This window comes from Mangrovicoccus algicola, from assembly GCF_014903745.1.
GTDB classification, from domain to species: Bacteria; Pseudomonadota; Alphaproteobacteria; order Rhodobacterales; family Rhodobacteraceae; genus Mangrovicoccus; species Mangrovicoccus algicola.
On sequence record NZ_JACVXA010000005.1, the window covers coordinates 108,018 to 128,236 of the forward strand.

General features: G+C 70.2%; 19 protein-coding genes. 8 read left to right on the forward strand and 11 right to left on the reverse strand.

Features of this window, described 5'->3' with window-relative positions; genetic code table 11:
* Window positions 1–2 precede the first annotated feature (2 nt).
* From ICN82_RS02685 to murB, 3 genes are all read right to left on the reverse strand, one after another.
* Window positions 3–869, reverse strand: coding sequence for a cell division protein FtsQ/DivIB (locus ICN82_RS02685; RefSeq protein WP_193179307.1), 867 nt, complete (start codon window positions 867–869; stop codon window positions 3–5).
* The gene (locus tag ICN82_RS02690) at window positions 857–1,765 is read right to left on the reverse strand and encodes a D-alanine--D-alanine ligase (protein ID WP_193179309.1); all 909 of its coding nucleotides are present in this window, start codon (window positions 1,763–1,765) and stop codon (window positions 857–859) included. The genes ICN82_RS02685 and ICN82_RS02690 overlap by 13 nt, the downstream gene beginning before the upstream one ends.
* A 69-nt stretch (window positions 1,766–1,834) precedes the next feature.
* Window positions 1,835–2,752: a UDP-N-acetylmuramate dehydrogenase gene (gene murB, locus ICN82_RS02695; RefSeq protein ID WP_193179311.1), complete on the reverse strand. Its 918-nt coding sequence runs from the start codon at window positions 2,750–2,752 to the stop codon at window positions 1,835–1,837.
* A gap of 81 nt (window positions 2,753–2,833) precedes the next feature.
* On the opposite strand from murB, the gene ICN82_RS02700 reads away from it, so the two are divergent.
* Window positions 2,834–3,016, forward strand: a complete 183-nt coding sequence (locus ICN82_RS02700) for a hypothetical protein (protein WP_193179313.1) — start codon at window positions 2,834–2,836, stop codon at window positions 3,014–3,016.
* 19 nt (window positions 3,017–3,035) lie between these two features.
* Here the strand turns inward: ICN82_RS02700 and murC are convergent, their stop codons facing one another.
* The 6 genes from murC to ICN82_RS02730 all read right to left on the reverse strand — a co-directional run bounded on the left by murC (window position 3,036) and on the right by ICN82_RS02730 (window position 9,049).
* The gene (gene murC, locus ICN82_RS02705; RefSeq protein ID WP_193179346.1) at window positions 3,036–4,436 is read right to left on the reverse strand and encodes a UDP-N-acetylmuramate--L-alanine ligase; all 1,401 of its coding nucleotides are present in this window, start codon (window positions 4,434–4,436) and stop codon (window positions 3,036–3,038) included.
* A 39-nt stretch (window positions 4,437–4,475) separates the two neighbouring features.
* On the reverse strand, window positions 4,476–5,567 hold the full coding sequence (locus tag ICN82_RS02710; RefSeq protein WP_193179315.1) for a UDP-N-acetylglucosamine--N-acetylmuramyl-(pentapeptide) pyrophosphoryl-undecaprenol N-acetylglucosamine transferase: 1,092 nt from the start codon (window positions 5,565–5,567) through the stop codon (window positions 4,476–4,478).
* Window positions 5,564–6,733 (reverse strand): FtsW/RodA/SpoVE family cell cycle protein, encoded by a 1,170-nt coding sequence (locus tag ICN82_RS02715; protein WP_193179317.1) that lies wholly within the window; start codon window positions 6,731–6,733, stop codon window positions 5,564–5,566. The genes ICN82_RS02710 and ICN82_RS02715 overlap by 4 nt, the downstream gene beginning before the upstream one ends.
* Window positions 6,734–7,065: 332 nt before the next feature.
* On the reverse strand, window positions 7,066–7,581 hold the full coding sequence (locus ICN82_RS02720) for a chemotaxis protein CheD (RefSeq protein WP_193179319.1): 516 nt from the start codon (window positions 7,579–7,581) through the stop codon (window positions 7,066–7,068).
* A 13-nt stretch (window positions 7,582–7,594) separates the two neighbouring features.
* A complete protein-coding gene (locus tag ICN82_RS02725; RefSeq protein WP_330998950.1) occupies window positions 7,595–8,608 on the reverse strand; it encodes a protein-glutamate methylesterase/protein-glutamine glutaminase in 1,014 nt (337 codons plus the stop codon).
* A 174-nt stretch (window positions 8,609–8,782) separates the two neighbouring features.
* Entirely contained in the window at window positions 8,783–9,049 is a 267-nt protein-coding gene (locus ICN82_RS02730; protein ID WP_193179323.1) for a DUF2312 domain-containing protein, read from the reverse strand.
* Window positions 9,050–9,146: 97 nt separating this feature from the next.
* Here ICN82_RS02730 and ICN82_RS02735 point away from each other — a divergent pair, with 97 nt between their 5' ends.
* The 7 genes from ICN82_RS02735 to ICN82_RS02765 all read left to right on the forward strand — a co-directional run bounded on the left by ICN82_RS02735 (window position 9,147) and on the right by ICN82_RS02765 (window position 18,947).
* Window positions 9,147–9,362 carry a hypothetical protein gene (locus tag ICN82_RS02735; protein ID WP_193179324.1) on the forward strand — a complete coding sequence of 72 codons (216 nt, stop codon included), beginning with the start codon at window positions 9,147–9,149 and terminating at the stop codon, window positions 9,360–9,362.
* A gap of 391 nt (window positions 9,363–9,753) precedes the next feature.
* Window positions 9,754–11,712 (forward strand): acetate--CoA ligase, encoded by a 1,959-nt coding sequence (gene acs, locus ICN82_RS02740; protein ID WP_193179325.1) that lies wholly within the window; start codon window positions 9,754–9,756, stop codon window positions 11,710–11,712.
* 256 nt (window positions 11,713–11,968) lie between these two features.
* Window positions 11,969–12,223 (forward strand): DUF4212 domain-containing protein, encoded by a 255-nt coding sequence (locus ICN82_RS02745; RefSeq protein ID WP_193179326.1) that lies wholly within the window; start codon window positions 11,969–11,971, stop codon window positions 12,221–12,223.
* A gap of 15 nt (window positions 12,224–12,238) precedes the next feature.
* Window positions 12,239–14,020 carry a sodium:solute symporter family protein gene (locus ICN82_RS02750; RefSeq protein ID WP_193179327.1) on the forward strand — a complete coding sequence of 594 codons (1,782 nt, stop codon included), beginning with the start codon at window positions 12,239–12,241 and terminating at the stop codon, window positions 14,018–14,020.
* A gap of 112 nt (window positions 14,021–14,132) precedes the next feature.
* A complete protein-coding gene (locus tag ICN82_RS02755; protein ID WP_193179328.1) occupies window positions 14,133–15,959 on the forward strand; it encodes a DUF294 nucleotidyltransferase-like domain-containing protein in 1,827 nt (608 codons plus the stop codon).
* Window positions 15,960–16,005: 46 nt separating this feature from the next.
* Window positions 16,006–16,527 (forward strand): hypothetical protein, encoded by a 522-nt coding sequence (locus ICN82_RS02760; protein WP_193179329.1) that lies wholly within the window; start codon window positions 16,006–16,008, stop codon window positions 16,525–16,527.
* A gap of 332 nt (window positions 16,528–16,859) precedes the next feature.
* Window positions 16,860–18,947, forward strand: coding sequence for an exonuclease domain-containing protein (locus ICN82_RS02765; RefSeq protein ID WP_193179332.1), 2,088 nt, complete (start codon window positions 16,860–16,862; stop codon window positions 18,945–18,947).
* 2 nt (window positions 18,948–18,949) lie between these two features.
* On the opposite strand, the gene ICN82_RS02770 is transcribed toward ICN82_RS02765, so the two are convergent.
* Both ICN82_RS02770 and ICN82_RS02775 read right to left on the reverse strand, forming a co-directional pair.
* A complete protein-coding gene (locus tag ICN82_RS02770) occupies window positions 18,950–19,936 on the reverse strand; it encodes an ABC transporter permease subunit (RefSeq protein WP_193179334.1) in 987 nt (328 codons plus the stop codon).
* A partial coding sequence (locus ICN82_RS02775) for a hypothetical protein (protein WP_407943740.1) occupies window positions 19,933–20,219 on the reverse strand: 287 nt, incomplete at its 5' end. The genes ICN82_RS02775 and ICN82_RS02770, both read right to left, overlap by 4 nt.

Sequence of the window (20,219 nt, forward strand, 5' to 3'; positions counted from 1 at the left end):
GCTCATCCTTTTTCCAGCCCGCGCAGGGTCTTCAGATAGGCAAAGGCCTCGTCGCCCAGCCGGATCGTCGGCCGGGCGGGGTTTCTCATGTCGATGATGCGGATATCGCGGCCCAGAAGGTCGCCCGCCTCGTCCATCGCCAGCACCCGCTCCAGCGCCTCGACGGCGCCGGTCTCGGGCAGCTGGATCACCTGGCCGCCGGTCAGCGCGACGTCCCAGCGACGTTCGCCCTGGCGCACCAGGCCGCGCATCCGGTCCCTCAGCGGGGCCGCGGCAGCGACGATGGCCAGCGCCTCGGGGATGGCCCGCTCCGCCCCGGCGGCCGCGATCAAGGGCAGCTCGGGAGCGGCGTCGCGCCGTTCGGCCAGCGCGACGCGATGGCCTTCCTCGTCCAGCAGGGCCAGCCCCCCGGCATTGCGCCAGATCACCGCCGGCGCGCGCTGCGTGACATCGAGCATCAGCGCCCCGCCCAGCACGATATGCGCCTCGACATGCTGCACGGCGTCGAAGGCCGAGACCTTGACCCGGATCGCGTCGAGGTCCAGATCGATCACGCTGACGGGGAATTCGAGAGCCAGCACGCGGCGGATCTCGCGGGTCAGCTCGGGGGACGCCCCGCGCACGGCCATCTGCTTGACCTGGAAATCCGGCTGGTCGCGCATCCGCGCCATCACCGCCATGCGCACGTTCTGGATCAGCTCCTGCGATCCCGGCTGGCTGGCCCAGAGCCCGGCGCCGCCGCCGATCACCGCCATCGGCAGAAGCCACAGAGTCGCCACCCGGAAGACCGGCGACAGCCACAGGCGGTTCACCCGGTAGGCGATGCGCGAGGGCGCGTAATCCTCGCGGGGCGACCTCACCGCGCACATGAGGCATCCTCCACCATCCAGCGGCAGAGCTCGGGGAAGGAATAGCCGCAATGCGCCGCCTGTTCGGGAGCCAGCGAGGTCGGGGTCAGCCCGGGCTGGGTATTGACCTCCAGCAGGATCAGCCCGTCCAGCCCGCGCGCCTCGTCCCAGCGGAAGTCGGTCCGGCTCATCCCGCGACATCCCAGCGCCCGATGCGCGCGCTCGGCATAGTCCATGCAGGCGGCGAAGATCTCGGCCGGAATTTCGGCGGGAATGACATGGCGCGACCCGCCGGGCCGATACTTGGCGTCGTAGTCATACCAGCCGTCGGTCAGGATGTCGGTCACGGTCAGCGCCTTGCCATCCATCACCGCCGTCGTCATCTCGCGGCCCGGGGCGAAGGTTTCCACCATCACCTCGGCGGGCATGGTCGCGGCCAGCTTCGGCGGCGCGTTGGCGCCCTCCTGCACGAGATAGACGCCGACGGAGGAGCCCTCGTTGTTGGGCTTGACCACATAGGGCGGCGGCAGGACATGCGCCGCCTCGGCCTCATCCCGGGACACGATCCGGCTTTCCATCACCGGCAGCCCGGCCCAGGCCAGCACCGCCTTGGATTTCTGCTTGTCCATGGCAAGCGCGGAGGCCGCCACGCCAGAATGGGTATAGGGGATGCGCATCCATTCGAGGATGCCCTGCACCGCGCCATCCTCGCCGCCGCGGCCATGCAGCGCGTTGAACACGACATCGGGCGCCGCCTCGGCCAGCTGCGCCGCGATCCCGGCGCCGGGATCGATTTCGGTGACGCGAAAGCCCGCGGCCTTCAGCGCCTTCACGCATTCGGCACCCGAGGACAAGGATACCTCGCGCTCCGAAGACGGCCCTCCAAGGAGAACCGCAACCAAGGGGTCTGGTGACATGCCCCTGCCTCTCGCTCGGGCCGTTGACGGCCTCTGACTGCTCTGCCGTCCGGGTTATTCCCGGATCGGTTAATCTTTGGTTAACTCGGGATGAACGGAAAGCGGATCGCCCACCCGTTGCACTTCCCAGATTAGCTCAATCCCGTGGAAATCCCAAACCTTTTTCCGCACCAGCTCGCCCAATCCTTCCAGATCGGCGGCGGTCGCCCCTTCGGCATTCACCAGGAAATTGGAATGCATCGGCGACATCTGCGCCCCGCCCAGCCGGGCGCCGCGCATCCCGGCCGCATCGATCAGCGACCAGGCCTTCAGCTCGTGCGTGTCATCGGCGCGCCCGGTGGAGGAAAACCCGGCCGGATTGCGGAAGGTGCTGCCGGCCGTGCGGTCCCTGGTCGGCTGCGACGCGTCGCGCCGGGCCAGCTGCTCCTCCATCTTCGCGGCCAGGGCCTCCGGGTCGCCCGGCGCGGCGGCCAGGGTGACGCGCGTGATCACCAGATCGGGCGGCAGGTCGGTGTGCCGATAGGCGAATCCCATGTCCTGCGGCAGCAGCGTGACCACCTCGCCCTGCCGCGTCACCGCCTGCGCCTCGAGGAAGTGATCCGCCAGGTAGCTGCCGTAGCAGCCGGCATTCATCCGCGCCGCGCCGCCAATGCTGCCCGGGATGGTGCGCAGGAATGTCAGGTCCAACCCCGCCATTGCGGCACGCTTGGCCGCCTGCGCATCGGGCACGGCGGCGCCCAGGACGGCCCGGTCCCCGGAAAATTCCATGCCGTTGAAGCCGCGCCCCAGCCGGATCACCAGCCCCCGGATGCCGCCGTCGCGGATGATCAGGTTGGAGCCGAGGCCCAGCGGAAACACCGGAATTTCCGGGGCGAGCCCGGAAAGCGTTGCGCAAAGATCCTCGAGGTCCTTCGGCATGAAGAACCTCTCGGCCGGCCCGCCGACGCGGAGCCAGGTGAGCGGGGCAAGGGGGCGGTTGCTTTCCATGGGGGCCGGATTACTTCGTCATCACGAGCTTGTCACCCCGGCGCACCATCGCGCCCCGCCCCGACCGGAAGGAGTCCGCCGATGAAACCCGCCGCCCTGTGCCTTGCCCTTGCCGCCGCCCTGTCGGGCTGCGTCGAATACTCGACCTCCTCCAGCACGACGACGACGACCACGCCCGACGGCATGCCGCAGGTGGTCGCCGCCGAGGATTGCACCAGCTGGGGCACGACCGGCTCCGTCACTCCGGAGCAATGCGAGGCCTGACCCGGCCCCGCAGCCGTATTCAGCCCTTCAGCCGTTCCGCCAGGCGGTTCGCCCAGGAGGAGATCGTGCCGGCGCCGAGGCAGACGACCATGTCGCCGGGACGGGCCTGTTCGCGGACCAGCCGCGCCAGGTCGTCCTCGTCCATCACCGCGCGGGCATGGCGGTGGCCATGGCCGATCAGCCCGGCGACCAGGCTTTCGCGGGTCGCGCCCTCGATCGGCGCCTCGCCCGCGGCATAGACCTCGGCGATGCCGACCACGTCGGCCTCGTTGAAGCAGGTGCAGAAATCCTCGAATAGCGAGGAAAGCCGCGAATAGCGGTGCGGCTGGTGCACGGCGATGACGCGGGCGCCCGGTTCGACCGACTGGCGCGCGGCCTTCAGCACGGCGGCGATCTCCACCGGATGATGGCCGTAATCGTCGATGATCGCCACGCCATTGGCCTCGCCCACCCGGGTGAAGCGCCGGTTGACGCCGCCGAAGGCGGCCAGCGCCTCGCGGATCGCGTCCAGCTCCATCCCCAGGTAGCGGGCGACCGCGACGGCGGCCAGCGCGTTCGACACGTTGTGGTCGCCCGGCATCGGCAGGGTGCAGCCCGCGATGCGTTCGCCATCGGGCAGCGCGATGTCGAAATGCGCCACGCCCTTCTCATAGCGCAGCCCGGTGGCGCGCACATCGGCCTGGGCGTTGAAGCCGAAGGTCAGGATGCGGCGGTCATGGGTGCGCCCGACCAGCGCCTGCACTTCCGGATGGTCGGTGCAGCACACGGCCAGCCCGTAGAAGGGGATGCCGTGGACGAAATCGTCGAAGCCCCGGCGCAGGTTCTCCACCGAGCCCCAATGCTCCATGTGCTCGGGGTCGATATTCGTGACGATGGCAATCGTCGCGGGCAGGCGGTTGAAGGTGCCGTCGGATTCGTCGGCCTCCACCACCATCCATTCGCCCTGCCCCATCCGCGCGTTGGAGCCATAGGCATGGATGATCCCGCCATTGATCACCGTCGGGTCGATCCCCCCGGCATCCAGAAGCGTCGCCACCATCGTCGTGGTGGTGGTCTTGCCATGGGTGCCCGCGACGGCGACATTGGATTTCAGCCGCATCAATTCGGCCAGCATCTCGGCGCGGCGCACGATCGGCAGGCCGCGGCGGCGCGCCTCGTCATATTCGGCATTGCCCGGCTTGATCGCGGAGGAAATCACCACGACCTCGGCCCCGTCCAGGTTCCCGGCGCGCTGCCCCTCGAAGACCTTCGCCCCCAGCGAGACCAGCCGGTCGGTGATCTTCGAGGTCTTCGCATCCGATCCCTGGATGGTGTAGCCGTGATTGAGCAGGACCTCGGCGATCCCGGACATGCCGATCCCGCCGATCCCGACGAAATGGATGGCCCCGAGACCCAGGGGAAGTTTCGTGGCGGCGTGCATCGCGGCCTCCCAGTGTTTCATCTGCTCTTCCTCTTCTTGTTAGCCGGTTCCGGCAATGGATTCGACAAGCGCGGCCAGGCGGGGGGCGGCATCGGGATGGCCCGCGGCCAGCGCGGAATGGGCCATCTTGATCGCGGTCCCGGGATCGCCCAGGATCGCGGCGATCTGCGCGGCCAGCCCCTCGGCGTCAAGGCGGCTTTCGGGGATCAGGATCGCGCCCCCCGCCTCGACCAGCGCACGGGCATTGGCGGTCTGATGGTCGGCAGCGGCGGCGGCAAAGGGCACCAGGATCGCCGGGCGGCCGATCACCGTGATATCGGCGATCGAGGAGGCCCCGGCCCGGGCGATGGCCAGCTGGCACTCGGCGAGGCGGGCGGGAATGTCGTCGAAGAAGTCGCGCACATCCGCCTGCACCCCGGCCGCCTCATAGGCGGCGCGCACGCGGTCCAGGTCCTCGGGCCGGGCCTGCTGCGACACGCGCAGCCGCGCGCGCAGCGCCTCCGGCAGGGCGCAGACCGCCTCGGGCACCACGTCCGAGAGGATCCGCGCGCCCTGGCTGCCGCCGAAGACCGTCAGGCTCAGCGGGTAGTCGCCGGGCGGGATATAGGGGGCGCCCGCCCGCTCCTGCACCACCTGGCGCACCGGGTTGCCGACGGGTTTGCCTTCGACGCCCGCAGGCAGAACGGCCGGCCAGGTGCCACAGGCCACGACCGGTACACGACGGGCGAAGACCTCGTTGACGCGACCCAGGACGCCGTTCTGTTCATGGATCATCCGCGGCAGGCGCAGCAGCCAGGCCGCCGCCAGGGCCGGGATCGAGGGATAGCCGCCGAACCCCACCACCGCGGCCGGGCGGTCGCGGCGCATCGCCTGCGCGGCCGAGGCAACGCCGGCGAGGATCTTCAGCGGCACTGCCGCCCTGGCCAGACCGCCGCCGCGGGCGAAGGTGGCGGAGGCCACGATCTCGCGCTCCACCGCATCGGGAAATCCCCCGGCATAGCGCGCGCCGCGTTCGTCGGTCGACAGCTTGACCCGCCAGCCGCGCGCCAGCATCTCCTCGGCCAGCGCCTGGGCAGGAAACATGTGCCCGCCAGTCCCGCCGGCGGCAATCACCAGAAGCCGTCCGCTCATCCCCGGTCGGCCCGTGCCAGCACATCCGCCATGCGTCCCTGCGGCCGCTTGCGGGTCAGCGCCAGCAGCGCCCCCACCGTCAGCCCGGCCGCGATCACCGAGGATCCGCCATAGGACACGAAGGGCAGCGTCATCCCCTTGGTCGGCAGCAGCCGCACCGCCACGCCCATGTTGATCGCCGCCTGCATGCCCAGCCCGCAGGCCAGCCCGGTGCCCGCGATGCGCACGAAGGGGTCGCGTTCGGCCAGCAGCCGCCCCAGCGAGCGCATCACCACCGTCGCGTAGAGCGCGATGATGATCAGCACCAGGATCAGCCCGTATTCCTCGGCCGCCACCGCGATGATGAAATCGGTATGGGCATCCGGCAGGGTGGATTTCACCTCGCCACCGCCCAGGCCGACGCCGAAGACTCCGCCCTCGCGGATCGCGTTGGAGGCATAGCCGATCTGGCTGGTGGGATCGACGGTAGTGGCCAGGAACCCGTCGATCCGACCGGCGAAATGGCTCGACAGCTCATAGGCCGCCACCCCGCCGGCGATCACCAGCCCGGCCACCCCGAAGAGGATCCACCAGGGCGCGCCCGCCACGAAATACATCACGCCCCAGGCGAAGACGATCAGCGAGGCCTGGCCGAAATCGGGCTGCATCGCCAGGATGCCGACGATCAGGACCGCGACGCAGAAGCTCATGAACCGCCCCGGCGGTCCGTCGATCTGATGCGCCGCCGCCATCAGCCAGGCCGAGAGGATGGCAAAGCAGGGTTTCATGAATTCCGAGGGCTGCACCGAACCGAAGCCCAGCGAGTACCAGCGGATCGCGCCCTTGCCGAAATTCGTCCCGAAGACCGGCAGCAGCAGCAGCGCCGCCAGGCAGATCGCGAAGCCCATGACGCCGAAGCGGCGGATCGAGGTCACCGGCAGCACCGAGGCCGCCAGCATCGCGGCCAGCCCCATGGCGCCGAAGATCAGCTGTTTCTTGACGTACCAGAACGGTTCCAGCCCGTTGCGTTCGGCCAGCGGCGGCGAGGCCGCCAGGCCCAGCAGCAGGCCGATGCCCATCAGGATGATGATGCTGATCAGCGACCATCTGTCGACGGTCCGCCACCAGCGGGGGATCATCGGATCGCCGCGCACCACCGGCGCCGCGCCGTACACCATTTCTGTCATGGTAGCCTGCCTGTCTGCCCAGCCCGGTTTTCCGGGTCTGGGGCAAGACTACCGCATGCCGCCCCGCATTTCCAGCTTCATGACCGTGCCCGGGCGAGGTCCCGCCGTCCGTCTTCCGCGCTGCCGCAGGCCCTTCCTTCCGCGCTGCCGCAGGCCCTTCGCGCCGCGACCGGCGACCCGGCCTGCGGCAACCGGGCAGGTCCGCCTCCGGACGGGCCCGCCACATCGCAGACACCTCGCCGCGCAACGCCGGGACGCGGCGCCCCGGGGCGATCCTTCCGGCCGCCTGTCCTGTTCCGCCCCCGGTTCGCCGCCCCCGGGGCGGGATCGCGCTAGAACAGCTCGACCTCCTCGGCTTTCGGCTTGGGCGGGGCGGCGGGAAGTTCGGTGAAGGCGGCCTCCATGAATTTCTGGCGGGCTTTGCCGCTATGCGGCCAGAACTGGATCCGCCGCCCGGAATTGCCGCCCGTGCTTTCCCCGATGCAGGCGATATGCTCGGCCTCGAGAAAGCGCATGACGAATTCGCGGTTGCGCTTGCCGATATCGGACAGCCCGGCGACCATCCGCCCCCCGCCGAAGACCTTTGCCTCCAGGTGCCTGCGATCGGCGCCAAGCTTGATGACGCCGTTGATCAGCAATTCCATCGCGTTCACCCCGAAACTTGCGCCGGTTGCGGCACCGCCGGTCTCCTCGGGCAGCAGGATATGGTTCATGCCGCCGACATGGTTGCGCGGATCGTGCAGGCAGACCGCGACGCAGGAGCCAAGTAGCGTGGTTATCATGTGTTCGGGATCCGCGCCGACCGCGTATTCGCCCTGATTGATGTGTTCGGTTCGGCCCTCGGCCATGGGGTCTCCTTGCTCAGGCGGTCTGAAGACCGGGTTGCATGCACAGTTCCAAGAGGGTGGGCGCGATGCGCTGCAGCGGCACCGCCCGCTCCGCCCCGCCATTTTCCAGCGCGACGCGCGGCATGCCGAAGACGGTGCAGCTGTCGCGGTCCTGGGCGATCGTGCGCGCCCCTGCGCCGCGCAGCTCCAGCATCCCCTGCGCCCCATCGGCGCCCATCCCCGTGAGGATCGCGGCCACGACGCGCCCCGCATGGGGCACCGCCGAGCGGAAGAGCACATCGACCGAAGGCCGGTGCCCGGAGACCTTGTCGCGCGGATCGAGGCGGCAGACGGGCGTCGCCCTTCCGTCCAGCGCCAGGTGGAAATCGCCGCCGGGCGCGAGGAAGACCGTCCCCTCGCGAAGCGGCGCCCCCTCCTCGGCAAGCCGGACCTCGGGGGCGCACATGCCGTTGAGCCGGGCAGAGAAGCTGCGCAGGAACTCTGCCGGCATGTGCTGCGTGATCAGGGTCGGCGGACAGGCGGCGGGGAACCCGCCGATCACCTGTTCCAGCGCATCCACCCCGCCGGTGGAGGAGCCGATCAGGACGATGCGCCCGCGATTGCGGAACCCGCTTCCCGCCCCCGCATTCTGGACCCGCGGCTGCGCCAGCGTCGCCCCGGCGGCCATGCGCACCAGCGGCGCGATCTGCTGCAGCGTGCCGTCGGTGGCCAGTGTCGGGGTCTTGCCGAGGCAATCGACGGCGCCGATCGACAGCGCCTCCAGGGCGGCCCCGGCCCCGCGCCGGGTGAGAGACGAGAACATCAGCACCGGCATGGGCCGCAGCGCCATGATCTTCTTGAGGAAATCGAGGCCGTTCATATGCGGCATCTCGATGTCGAGGATCAGCACGTCGGGATTGATCGACTTGATCATCACCCGCGCCTGGTAGGGATGCTCGGCCTCGCCGACCAGGTCGATATCGCGATGCCGCGCGAGTTCCAGCGCGACAAGTTTCCGGATCGTGGCAGAGTCGTCCACGATCGCCACGCGGATAGGCCTAGCTGATACCGCCATCGGTTGGTCGCGCCTCCCCGGAACCGGAACCCGGGGCCCGCATCCGGCCCCGCCTTCCCGGTGCTACCCGGCGAACCGCAAACAAAGTCTTTACGGGGGAGAAATCATCTGGCCGGGGCGCCGCCGCGCAGCAGCCCCGGGCCGGGCTCAGGCCATGCCGAGCGCTTCCTTGTAGAGGTCGAGCACCGCCTCTTCCTCGGCGATGTCGTCGCGGTCGCGCTTGCGCAGGGCGATCAGCTTGCGCATGACCTTGGTGTCGTAGCCGCGCCCCTTGGCCTCGGCCATGACTTCCTTGATCTGCTCGCCCAGGTCCTTCTTCTCCGCCTCAAGCCGTTCCACCCGTTCGATGAACTGGCGCAGCTCGGCAGCGGTCACGCGGAACTGGTCGCTCTTTTGATCTTCTTCGATATCCATGGGGCTCCCCTGATCACAGGCCCCGCGTGGTAAGCGAGCGCCCCTGACCATGCAAGCCCCGCTTGCCTTCGGCGGCCGGTCGAAGTAGGGCACCGCCATGGAAGCGCTGATCTGGATCGGAGCCGCGGTATCGCTCTGCGGACTTGGCGGGCTGGTGGCCTGCATCGTCATGGCCATGAAGGCCCGCGCCGCGGGGCTCGGGGATGACGCGCTGCGGGCGCGGCTGAAACGTGTCGTCGCCCTGAATTTCGCCGCCCTGATGATTTCCGCGCTGGGTCTGATGAGCGTCGTCCTGGGGATCATCCTGGGCTGATCCCTGCAGGCGAATCGCGCCGCCTTCCCCCCTGCCTCCATTCCGCCGGCGCAAGGCCGCCATGCGCATCGCGCAAGCTGCGCCGCGCCCTCCCCCGATGGCGTCGCCCCCGGCCTCCATCGCCGCCGCGCGCGGGCGCCCCGCCTGCGGCAGGGCAGGACGTCCTCCACGCCTTCCCGCTAAGGTCCTCAAAATGCGCGCCAATCCGCCGATGTGAAAACACCTTCACAAAAACATCGGCAAATTCGTCAATGCATTTACAGAAAAAGCGCGCCTCCTCAGACAGTTATTCCTGCCGAGGACGGGCGTGTTAATCTTGCTTCCAGCCAAGGATGCACGGGCAACCCGCGGGAGAGGAGCCCGCCGCATCCGGAAGACCAGGGAGAGAGACATGCTTGAGAAGGTCGAGGGGGTCTATCCTCCTTCCGCAGCGCTGCAGGAATCGGCGCTGGTGGATGAGGCGCGCTATACCGAGATGTACGAGCGTTCGATCCGCGATCCCGAAGGGTTCTGGGGCGAAGAGGCCCGCGCCCGGCTTGACTGGATCAAGCCGTTCACCAAGGTGAAGGATGCGTCCTTCCAGCCCGGCAATGTCTCGATCGAGTGGTTCGCCGACGGCACGCTGAACGTCGCCGCGAACTGCGTCGACCGTCACCTGGCGACGCGCGCCGACCAGACGGCGATCCTGTTCGAGCCGGACGACCCCAACGAGCCCGCGCGCCACATCACCTATCGCCAGCTGCATGCCGAGGTCTGCAAGTTCGCCAACATCCTGGAGGATCTCGGCGTCCGCAAGGGCGACCGCGTCGTGCTGTACCTGCCGATGATCCCCGAGGCGGCCTATGCGATGCTGGCCTGCGCGCGCATCGGGGCGATCCATTCCATCGTCTTCGCGGGCTTCTCGCCGGATGCGCTGTCGGCGCGGATCAACGGGGCGGGGGCGAAACTGCTGATCACCGCCGATTACGCCCCGCGCGGCGGGCGGCAGACGCCGCTCAAATCCAATGCCGATGCCGCGCTGCTGCATTGCCCGGACGACGTCAAGATGCTGGTGGTGCGCCGCACCGGCGGCCAGACGACCTGGGTCGCCGACCGCGATTTCGACTATGGCGAACTTCACGCCGAAGCCGAGGACCGCCATCGCCCCGCCGAGGTGAATGCCGAGGATCCGCTTTTCATCCTCTACACCTCGGGCTCCACCGGACAGCCCAAGGGCGTCGTGCATTCCTCCGCGGGCTACCTGCTCTACTCCGCGATGACCATGCAGACGGTCTTCGACTACAAGGACGGGGACGTGTTCTGGTGCACCGCCGATATCGGCTGGGTGACCGGGCACAGCTATATCGTCTACGGGCCGCTGGCCAATGGCGCCACGACGGTGATGTTCGAGGGCGTGCCGACCTGGCCCGATGCCAGCCGGTTCTGGCAGATCGTGGAAAAGCACCGCGTCACCCAGTTCTACACCGCCCCCACCGCGATCCGCGCGCTGATGGGCAAGGGGCCCGAACATGTCGAGGGCTGCGACCTGTCCTCGCTGCGCATCCTGGGGACGGTGGGCGAGCCGATCAATCCCGAGGCCTGGGCCTGGTACAGCCGCCATGTCGGCAAGGACCGCTGCCCGATCGTCGATACCTGGTGGCAGACGGAAACCGGCGGCCACCTGCTGACCCCCCTGCCCGGCGCCACCGCGCTGAAACCGGGATCGGCCACGCTGCCCTTCTTCGGGGTGGAGCCGGTCGTGCTCGATCCGCATACCGGCAAGGAGATTGCCGAGACCGAATGCGAGGGCGTCTTGTGCATCAAGTCCAGCTGGCCGGGGCAGATGCGCACCGTCTGGGGCGACCATGCGCGGTTCGAGAAGACCTATTTCTCGGATTACAAGGGCTACTACTTCTCCGGCGACGGCTGCCGCCGCGATGCCGACGGCTATTACTGGATCACCGGGCGCGTCGATGACGTGATCAACGTCTCGGGCCACCGGATGGGCACGGCCGAGGTGGAATCCGCGCTGGTCGCGCATTCCAAGGTCGCCGAGGCGGCGGTGGTCGGCTATCCCCACCAGATCAAGGGACAGGGCATCTACTGCTATGTCACGCTGATGAACGGGGTGGAGCCCTCCGAGGCGCTGGAGAAGGAGCTGCGCGCCTGGGTGCGCAACGAGATCGGCCCGATCGCCAGCCCCGACCTGATCCAGTGGGCCCCGGGCCTGCCCAAGACCCGCTCGGGCAAGATCATGCGCCGCATCCTGCGCAAGATCGCCGAGAATGATTACGGCGCCTTGGGCGACACCTCGACCCTGGCCGATCCCGGCGTGGTCGACGACCTGATCGAGAACCGCCGCAGCGGCTGAGCCGGAAAAGGGGGGCGGCCGCCCCCCGTCCCCGGCCCCTGTCACCAGTCACCGAGACGATCCGCTTCCCGGACAAAGACATGTCGCCCAAGACATGCGGGGAAGCGGCAGGACGGCGCGTGCCTGCGCGCCGCCCGCGGCCAGGCCGGGGCCTGATCCGGCCGCATGTCCGGCGCCCCCCGCAGGGCCGCCCGGAAAGGGAGAGCCGCCGCCCCCGCGGGCGGCGCGCGGAGCAACCGACAAGGGAGAGACCGCCATGGCGGAGAATTCTGACAACGACTACTGGGAGGCCAATCTGGGCCTCATCAAGATATGCCTGGTGATCTGGGCGCTGGTTTCCTTCGGCTTCGGCATCGTGCTCAGGCCGCTGCTGAGCGGCATATCCGTCGGCGGCACCGACCTGGGCTTCTGGTTTGCCCAGCAGGGGTCGATCCTGGTCTTCCTGGCGCTGATCTTCTTCTACGCCTGGCGGATGAACAAGCTCGACCGCGATTACGGCGTCGAGGAATAAGGGACCACGGGACAGATGGATCAGTTCACCCTAAACCTGCTGTTCGTGGGGGCCTCCTTCGCCCTCTATATCGGCATCGCGATCTGGGCCCGCGCCGGGTCCACCTCGGAATTCTATGCCGCCGGGCGCGGCGTGCACCCGATCACCAACGGCATGGCCACGGCGGCCGACTGGATGTCGGCGGCCTCCTTCCTGTCGATGGCGGGTCTCATCGCCTTCGTCGGCTATGACAACTCGGCCTATCTGATGGGCTGGACCGGCGGCTACGTTCTGCTGGCGCTGCTTCTGGCGCCCTATCTGCGGAAATTCGGCAAGTTCACCGTGCCGGAATTCATCGGCGACCGCTTCTACAGCCCGACCGCGCGCCTGGTCGCGGTGATCTGCCTGATCGTCGCCTCGGTGACCTACGTGATCGGCCAGATGACCGGCGTGGGCGTGGCCTTCGGCCGCTTCCTGGAAGTCGACAACACCACCGGCCTCCTGATCGGTGCCGTCGTCGTCTTCGCCTATGCCGTCTTCGGCGGGATGAAGGGCGTGACCTACACGCAGGTGGCGCAGTACATCGTGCTGATCACCGCCTATACCATCCCGGCGGTCTTCATCTCGCTGCAGCTCACCGGCAACCCGATCCCGGCGCTGGGGCTGTTCGGCGATCACGTCGCCTCGGGCGAGCCGCTGCTGGCGCGGCTGGACCAGATCGTCGCCGAGCTGGGCTTCTCCACCTATACCGAACGCCAGACCGACCTTCTGAACATGGTGCTCTTCACCCTGTCGCTGATGATCGGGACGGCCGGCCTGCCGCATGTGATCATGCGGTTCTTCACCGTGCCGCGCGTTGCCGATGCCCGCTGGTCGGCCGGCTGGGCGCTGGTCTTCATCGCGCTTCTCTACCTCACCGCCCCGGCGGTCGGCGCGATGGCGCGGATGAACATCACGGACCAGATGTGGCCGAACGGCACCTCGGGCGATGCGGTCACGCTGGAACAGGTGGAAACCGACCCGGCCTATGACTGGATGGCCAACTGGCAGAAAACCGGGCTGCTGGCGCTGGAGGACAAGAACGGCGACGGCATGATCCAGTACTACAACGACAAGTCGGCCGCGCTGCAGGAACGCGCCACGGCGGCGGGCTGGACCGGAAACGAGCTGACGATCAACAACGACATCCTCGTCCTGGCCAATCCCGAGATCGCCAACCTGCCCGGCTGGGTGATCGGCCTGATCGCGGCCGGCGGCCTGGCGGCGGCGCTGTCGACGGCGGCGGGCCTGCTGCTGGCGATTTCCTCGGCGGTGTCGCATGACCTGTTCAAGGGCCAGCTGACCCCGGACATGTCCGAGAAATCCGAGCTGCTGACCGCGCGGATCGCCATGGCCGTGGCCATCGCGGTGGCCACCTATCTGGGCATCAACCCGCCCGGCTTTGCCGCGCAGACCGTTGCCCTGGCCTTCGGCCTGGCCGCCAGCTCGATCTTCCCGGCGCTGATGATGGGGATCTTCTCCAAGCGCATCAACGACAAGGGTGCCGTCGCCGGCATGCTGGTCGGGCTGGGCGTGACGCTGGTCTACATCTTCCTGCACAAGGGCTGGCTGTTCATCCCGGACACCAACTCCTTCACGGATGCGGATCCGCTGCTGCTGGGCATCAAGTCGACCTCTTTCGGGGCGGTGGGTGCGATGCTGAACTTCGCGACCGCCATCCTGGTGTCGCGCTCCACCGAGGAGCCGCCCCAGGAAATCCAGGACCTCGTCGCCTCGGTGCGCATCCCGCGCGGCGCAGGCGCGGCGATCGACCACTGATCGCGCGACGCGACAATAAATCAGGCCGGGCGCATGCCCGGCCTGATCTTCCCAGGACATCCCCTGTGCTATGCTGCCCGCGAAGGCATCGCATGGAGGGCGGAACCCGAAAATGACCCTGACGACCGGCGAGATCGCGGATTTCCTCCGTTCCGTGCATCCCTATGACAGTTTCGAGCCCGAGGAGCTGGCCCGCACCGCGGCGCGATTCAGCGTGCTGCAGGTGGCGCGCGACGACCAGGTCTATGCGCTCGGCGCGCCGCTGGAGGGGCTCTACCTGATCTACCAGGGCACCGTGGACGTGCGCGACCATCGCGGCGCCAAGGTCTCGCTTCTGGGCTGCCGCAATTCCTTCGGCGAACGCGGGCTGATGCGCGACGGGCTGGCCGCGACGACCGCCTATGCCGCCGAGGCCGCGACCCTGCTGCTGCTGCCCGCCTCGGAATTCCGCCGGCTGACCGGCGCCAATGCGGGCTTTGCCCGGTTCTTCCGCCGCAGCGGCACCGAGCGCGAGGATCGCGGCCAGTCGCTGGCCACCATGCCGGTGCGCCAGATCCTGGCCGGGCCGCCGATCACCTGCCCGCCGCACACGCCGATCCTGGAGGCCGCGCGGATCATGCGCGACCGCAACATCTCCAGCCTGGCCGTGGTGGAGGAGGACCGGCTGACCGGCATCCTGACCACCTCCGACCTGTCCAACCGCTGCCTGGCCGAGGGGATCGACCCCGCCCTGCCGATCCGCCACATCATGACCACCGCGCCGGTGACGCTCTCGCCCGAGAGCCTGGGCACCGATGTCCTGCACGTGATGCATGAACGCCATATCGGCCATCTGCCCATCGTCGAGCAGGACCGCCTCGTCGGCATGGTCACCCAGACCGACCTGACGCGGCTGCAGGCGCTGACCTCGGCGCAGTTCGTCTCGGACGTGGCGCGGGCGCGCTCGGTGGCGGGCCTGGCCAAGGTGACGGCGCAGATCCCGCGGCTGCTGGCGCAGCTGGTGGGCAGCGGCAACCGCCATGACGTGGTGACGCGGCTGATCACCGACATCGCCGATGCGGTCACGCGGCGGCTGCTGCGGCTGGCCGAGGACCGGCTGGGCCCGCCGCCCGTCCCCTATGCCTGGTGCGCCTGCGGCAGCCAGGGGCGGCGCGAACAGACCGGCGTCTCCGACCAGGACAACTGCCTGATCCTCGACGACCGCGCCAGCCCGGCGGACGATGCCTATTTCGCCGCGCTGGCGGAATTCGTCTGCGACGGGCTGAATGATTGCGGCTATGTCTACTGCCCCGGCGAGATGATGGCGGTGACCGATCGCTGGCGGCAGCCGCTGAAGGTCTGGCAGGACTATTTCCGCGGCTGGATCGCCCGGCCCAGCCCCGAGGCGCAGATGCTGGCCTCGGTGATGTTCGACCTGCGCCCCATCGGCGGAGCCGCGACGCTGTGGCAGCAGCTGCAGGCCGAGACGCTGCGCGCGGCCTCGGAGAACTCGATCTTCACCGCCCACATGATCGCGAATTCGCTGAAGCACGCCCCGCCGCTGGGAATGATCCGCGGCTTTGCCACGATCCGGTCGGGCGAATACAAGAACCGGCTGGACCTGAAACATAACGGCGTCGTGCCGATCGCCGACCTGGCGCGGGTCTATGCGCTGCAGGGACGGCTGGGGGCGCAGAATACCCGCGCCCGGCTGGAGGCGGCGCGCGACCGGGGCGTGCTATCGAAATCGGGGGCGGGCGACCTGATCGACGCCTATGACCTGATCGCGCAGGCCCGGCTGGACCACCAGGCGGCACTGGTGCGGCGCGGCGAGACGCCCGACAACTACCTGGCGCCCACCGAATTGTCGGATTTCGAGCGCAGCCACCTGCGCGATGCCTTCGTCGTGGTGCGGACCATGCAATCCGCCATCGGCCAGGGCAAGGGCATGATCACCTAGCCGCCGCAAGGGCGGCCACCCCCTGCGGGGGAGAAAGGGAGGAGCGATGTTTCTGGAACTGATCGCCACGGTCTTTGCCGGGATCGGCGCGGCCGGGCTGGTGATGGCCCTGAACTGGACGACGGGGCGGCGGCTGCCGCGCTGGCTGATGCCGGTGGGCGCGGGCGCGGCAATGATCGCCATGACGCTGTGGTCGGAATACAACTGGTACGACCGCACCGTCGCGGGGCTGCCCGAGGGGATCGAGGTGGCCGAGGTCAGCGAGGCGCGCCAGATCTACCGCCCCTGGACCTATGCCCTGCCCTATGTCGACCGCTTCCTGGCCGTCGATGTCGGCGGCATGCAGAGCAACCCCGCCCGGCCCGGCGAGCATATCGCGAATATCTACCTGATGGGCCGCTGGCAGCCGGTCAAGAGCTTCCCCGTGGCGGTCGATTGCGGCGGGCTGCGCCGCGCCGCCCTGATGGACGAGGCCCGCTTCGGCGAGGATGGCGCGGTCGAGGGCGCCGCCTGGACACAGGTCAGCGCCGGCGATCCGGTCCTGTCGGCGGCCTGCGCGCAGGGCTGAACCGTTGAGGACCCCTGCCCCCGCCGCCCTGCCGGGCCGTACCGTGATCCCCGGGCGTTCCCCGCGCATGGCGGAAGAGGGCGCCGCCGGGGACCGTCCCGGCCCGCGGGACGGATGCGCCGCCACGGGCGGCATGAGCCTGCGGGCCGCGGCACGCGCAGGACAGGGCGATGCCTGCCGCCCGCTGCAGGGCGATCAGGCACGGCGCCCGGCGGGTCGCCCCTGCTCCGCCCCCCATCCCAGCGGCGGCGGGACGGCCGGGCGCCGACGGTCGCAGGCGCTGCGCGCGCCGCTGCTGCGGCCTGCTTCGGCGGGTCGCTTGGAGAGCTGAGATGTCCGCGGGACCTTCCCTCCGGCAACGCATCCTGCTGGTTTTCGCTGCCGCCTGTCTCGGCGGGCTGGCGATCCTGGCCGGGTCCGGGGCGCTGGCCCTGGCGCGCGGCGGCAGCCCCGCACAGGTGCTGCTGACCGCCGCGATTCCGGCAGGGTTCGGCCTGCTGGGGCTTGCCGTTCTGCTGTGGCGCCTGGCCGATGAACGGCTGGCGCGTCCGGCCGACCGCCTGGCGGCCGCGCTGCGCGCCCGGGCGCATGGCGGCCCGCAAGCCCCGCTTGATCCTGCGCGGGCGCGGGATCTCGGCGACCTGGCCCCGGCGGCGGCGGCCCTGGCGGAGCAGCTGAACGAGGCCCGGGACGGCGTGGCGCGCGCCGTCGAGACCCGGACCGAGGCCCTGAGCCTCAAGGCCGGGACGCTGGCCGCGCTGGTCTCGGATGTGCCGGTCGGGCTGATCGTCGCCGGACCCGCGCATCAGATCGTGTTCTACAACACCCCCGCGCGGCGAATGCTGTCGGGGACCGGGCAGCCGCGGCTGGGCCGGCCGGTCTTCGACCTCCTGCGCGAATCCCCGATCCGCCGCGCCTATGACCGGCTGCGCGCCACCGGCACGCATGACGATGATGACGACCTGCTGGTCTCCACCACCGGCGACGGGCGCGCGCTGGCCGCGCATATCCGGCTGATCCGGCGCGACCTGGGGATGACCCATGACCAGCCGGGCTATGTCCTGACGCTGCGCGACGTGACCGCCGAGCTGGCCGTCCATCGCGACCGCGACCGGTTGCTGCGCGACATGGCGGACCGCCTGGGCGCCCCCGCCGCGGCCCTGCGCTCGCAGATCGGGGCGGCCCCGGTCCCCTCCCTGCCCCCCGGGCTCGTCGCGGCCGCGCAGGACATGGAAGACGCCATCGACGCCGCGATCCGCGATTGCGACGGCGCCTGGCGCGGGTCCTGGCCGCTGCGCGACATCCGCGCCGCGGAACTGGCGGACGGGCTGGTCGCGCTTTTGGGCGCTGACGGTCCCGCGGTGACGGCCGATCCGCCCGCGCTGCTCCTGCGCTGCGATGGCGGGGCGCTGGCGGAACTTCTGGCGGCGCTGGCGCGCGAGGCCGAGGACCGGGCCGCCGCGCGCGACCTGCGGCTGGAGATCGCCGGAACCGGCGCGGGGGCGGAGATCCGGCTGGGCTGGACCGGGGCGGCGATGGCGCCCCGGCTGCTGCAGGCCGTGCTGGACCGGCCGCTGGAGGCCGCGGCGGGCGCCTTCTCGGCGCGCGAGATCCTCGAGCGCCACGCCACCGCGATCTCCTGCGGGCAGGACGGCGGCGGACGGGCCTGGCTGAGCCTGCCGCTGGCCTCGGCCCGGCCCCTGCCCGCCCCGCCCGCGCCGCAGACCGCCATTCCGGCGCGCGATGCCGTCTATGATTTCGACCTGCTGGCCCAGGGCGACCATGCCGATATCGACGCCACGCCCCTGTCGCGGCTGACCTGCGTGATCTTCGACACCGAGACCACGGGCCTCGCCCCCCATGGCGGCGACGAGATCGTGCAGATCGCGGCGCTGCGCGTGGTGAACGGACGGCTGGTCCCCGGGGAGGAGATCGACCAGTTGGTCGATCCCGGCCGTCCGATCCCGCCGGGCGCCACGCGGATCCACGGCATCACCGACGCGATGGTCGCGGGCGCGCCGGGCATCGCCGAGGCCGGGGCGCAGCTGCACCGCTTTGCCCGCCGCGCCGTCCTGGTGGCCCATAACGCGCCCTTCGACATGGCCTTCCTGCATCGCCATGCCGCAGAAATCGGCGCGGAATTCGACAATCCCGTCCTCGACACGGTGCTGATCTCGGCGGTGCTGTTCGGGCCGGGAGAGGCGCATACCCTGGACGCCCTGGCGGCGCGGCTGGGCGTTGCCCTGCCCGGGGCCGTGCGCCACACCGCCGCCGGGGATGCGCGCGCCACGGCCGGGGTTTTCCTCAGGATGATCCCCATGCTGGAGGCGCGCGGGCTGGTCACCTTCGGGGATCTGCTGGACGCAATGGCCCGCAACACGCGCCTGGCGCGCGAGATCGCGGCACGCAGCCGTCCCTGATCTCAGCCCGCGGCCCGCCGCGCACCGGGCCGCGGCAGCCCGGCCGCCAGTCCCAGAAACAGCCCCCAGCACAGCAGTTCCACCCCCGGCGCCTGCAGGATCCCCGCCTGCGGGACAAGCGCGACGGCCAGCGCGCGCCCGGCAATCACCAGCGCGGCGGCCAGCACCGCGAAACGCACCGGCCCCGCCCCGCCGATCACCGCGACCAGCAGGATCTGCGCCAGCAAGGGAAGCCCCTGGGCCGATGCGGGGCCGGGACCGGCAAGGGCAAGGATCGCGCCCGCCGCCGCGGCAAGTCCCGCCGACAGGCACAGCGCCCCGGCCCGCAGCCAGTCCGGGCGATACCCCGTCGCGGCCATGCGCGCAGGCGAGGCGCGCACCCCCTCCAGCGCCGCCCCGAAGGCGGAGAGACGCAGGCGCCGCAGCACCAGCAGCAGCAGGACCGCAAGTCCCAGCAGCAGCCAGGCCCCCGCCATCTGCCCGGTCAGGGGCCGGGCGGCGATCAGATCCGCGGCGCCCGCCTCGCCGCGCAGCAGCGCGGGCAGCCGGGCAAGATCCGGCACGGGCAGCATCGGCCCGCCCGCGGGCATGGGCAGCTCCGGCAGGGCCGCAGGGGACACGGGAAGATGAGGGGCGGCCAGCACCGCGGCGGCCAGGCTCGCCAGCGCCCAGGCGCCGCGGCCGAAGCGCCGCAGCGCCGCCGAAAGCCCCCCGGGCGGCACCACCGCCGCCGCCATGCCTGCCGCCGCCCCCGCCGCACCGGGAAAGGCCGCGACCCCGGCCATGCCCAGCGTCACGAAAATCGCATGGGACAGGCAGGCAGGCCCGGAGGGGCCGCTGGACAGGCCGAAGGCCGCCGCGGCGATCGCGATGGCGCAGAGATGCAGCGCAGCCACGGCCATCTGCGGCCCTGCCAGCGGCGCCGCGGCCGCCAGCATCAGCAGCAGCCCGGTCGCCGCCCCGCAGAGCCGGTAGGATCCCGCGCTCATCTCGCGCCCCCCCGCGGGATCAGCCCGGCCGGTTGCAGGATCAGCGCCGCCGCCAGGAGACCGGCGGCGGCGGGACCCGCCAGTCCCGGCCACAGCACGCCTGCATAGGCCTGGCCCAGCCCCGCCAGCAATGCCGCCAGAAGACAGCCCGCGACCGATCCCGGCCCGCCCGCCACCGCCGCAAGGGCCGCAAGTGCCGCGATCTCCATGGCCGGGCCGGGGCGCAGCTCGGGCTGCGCCGCCGCCCAGGCCAGCGCGCCGAGACAGGACAGCGCCGCCCCCC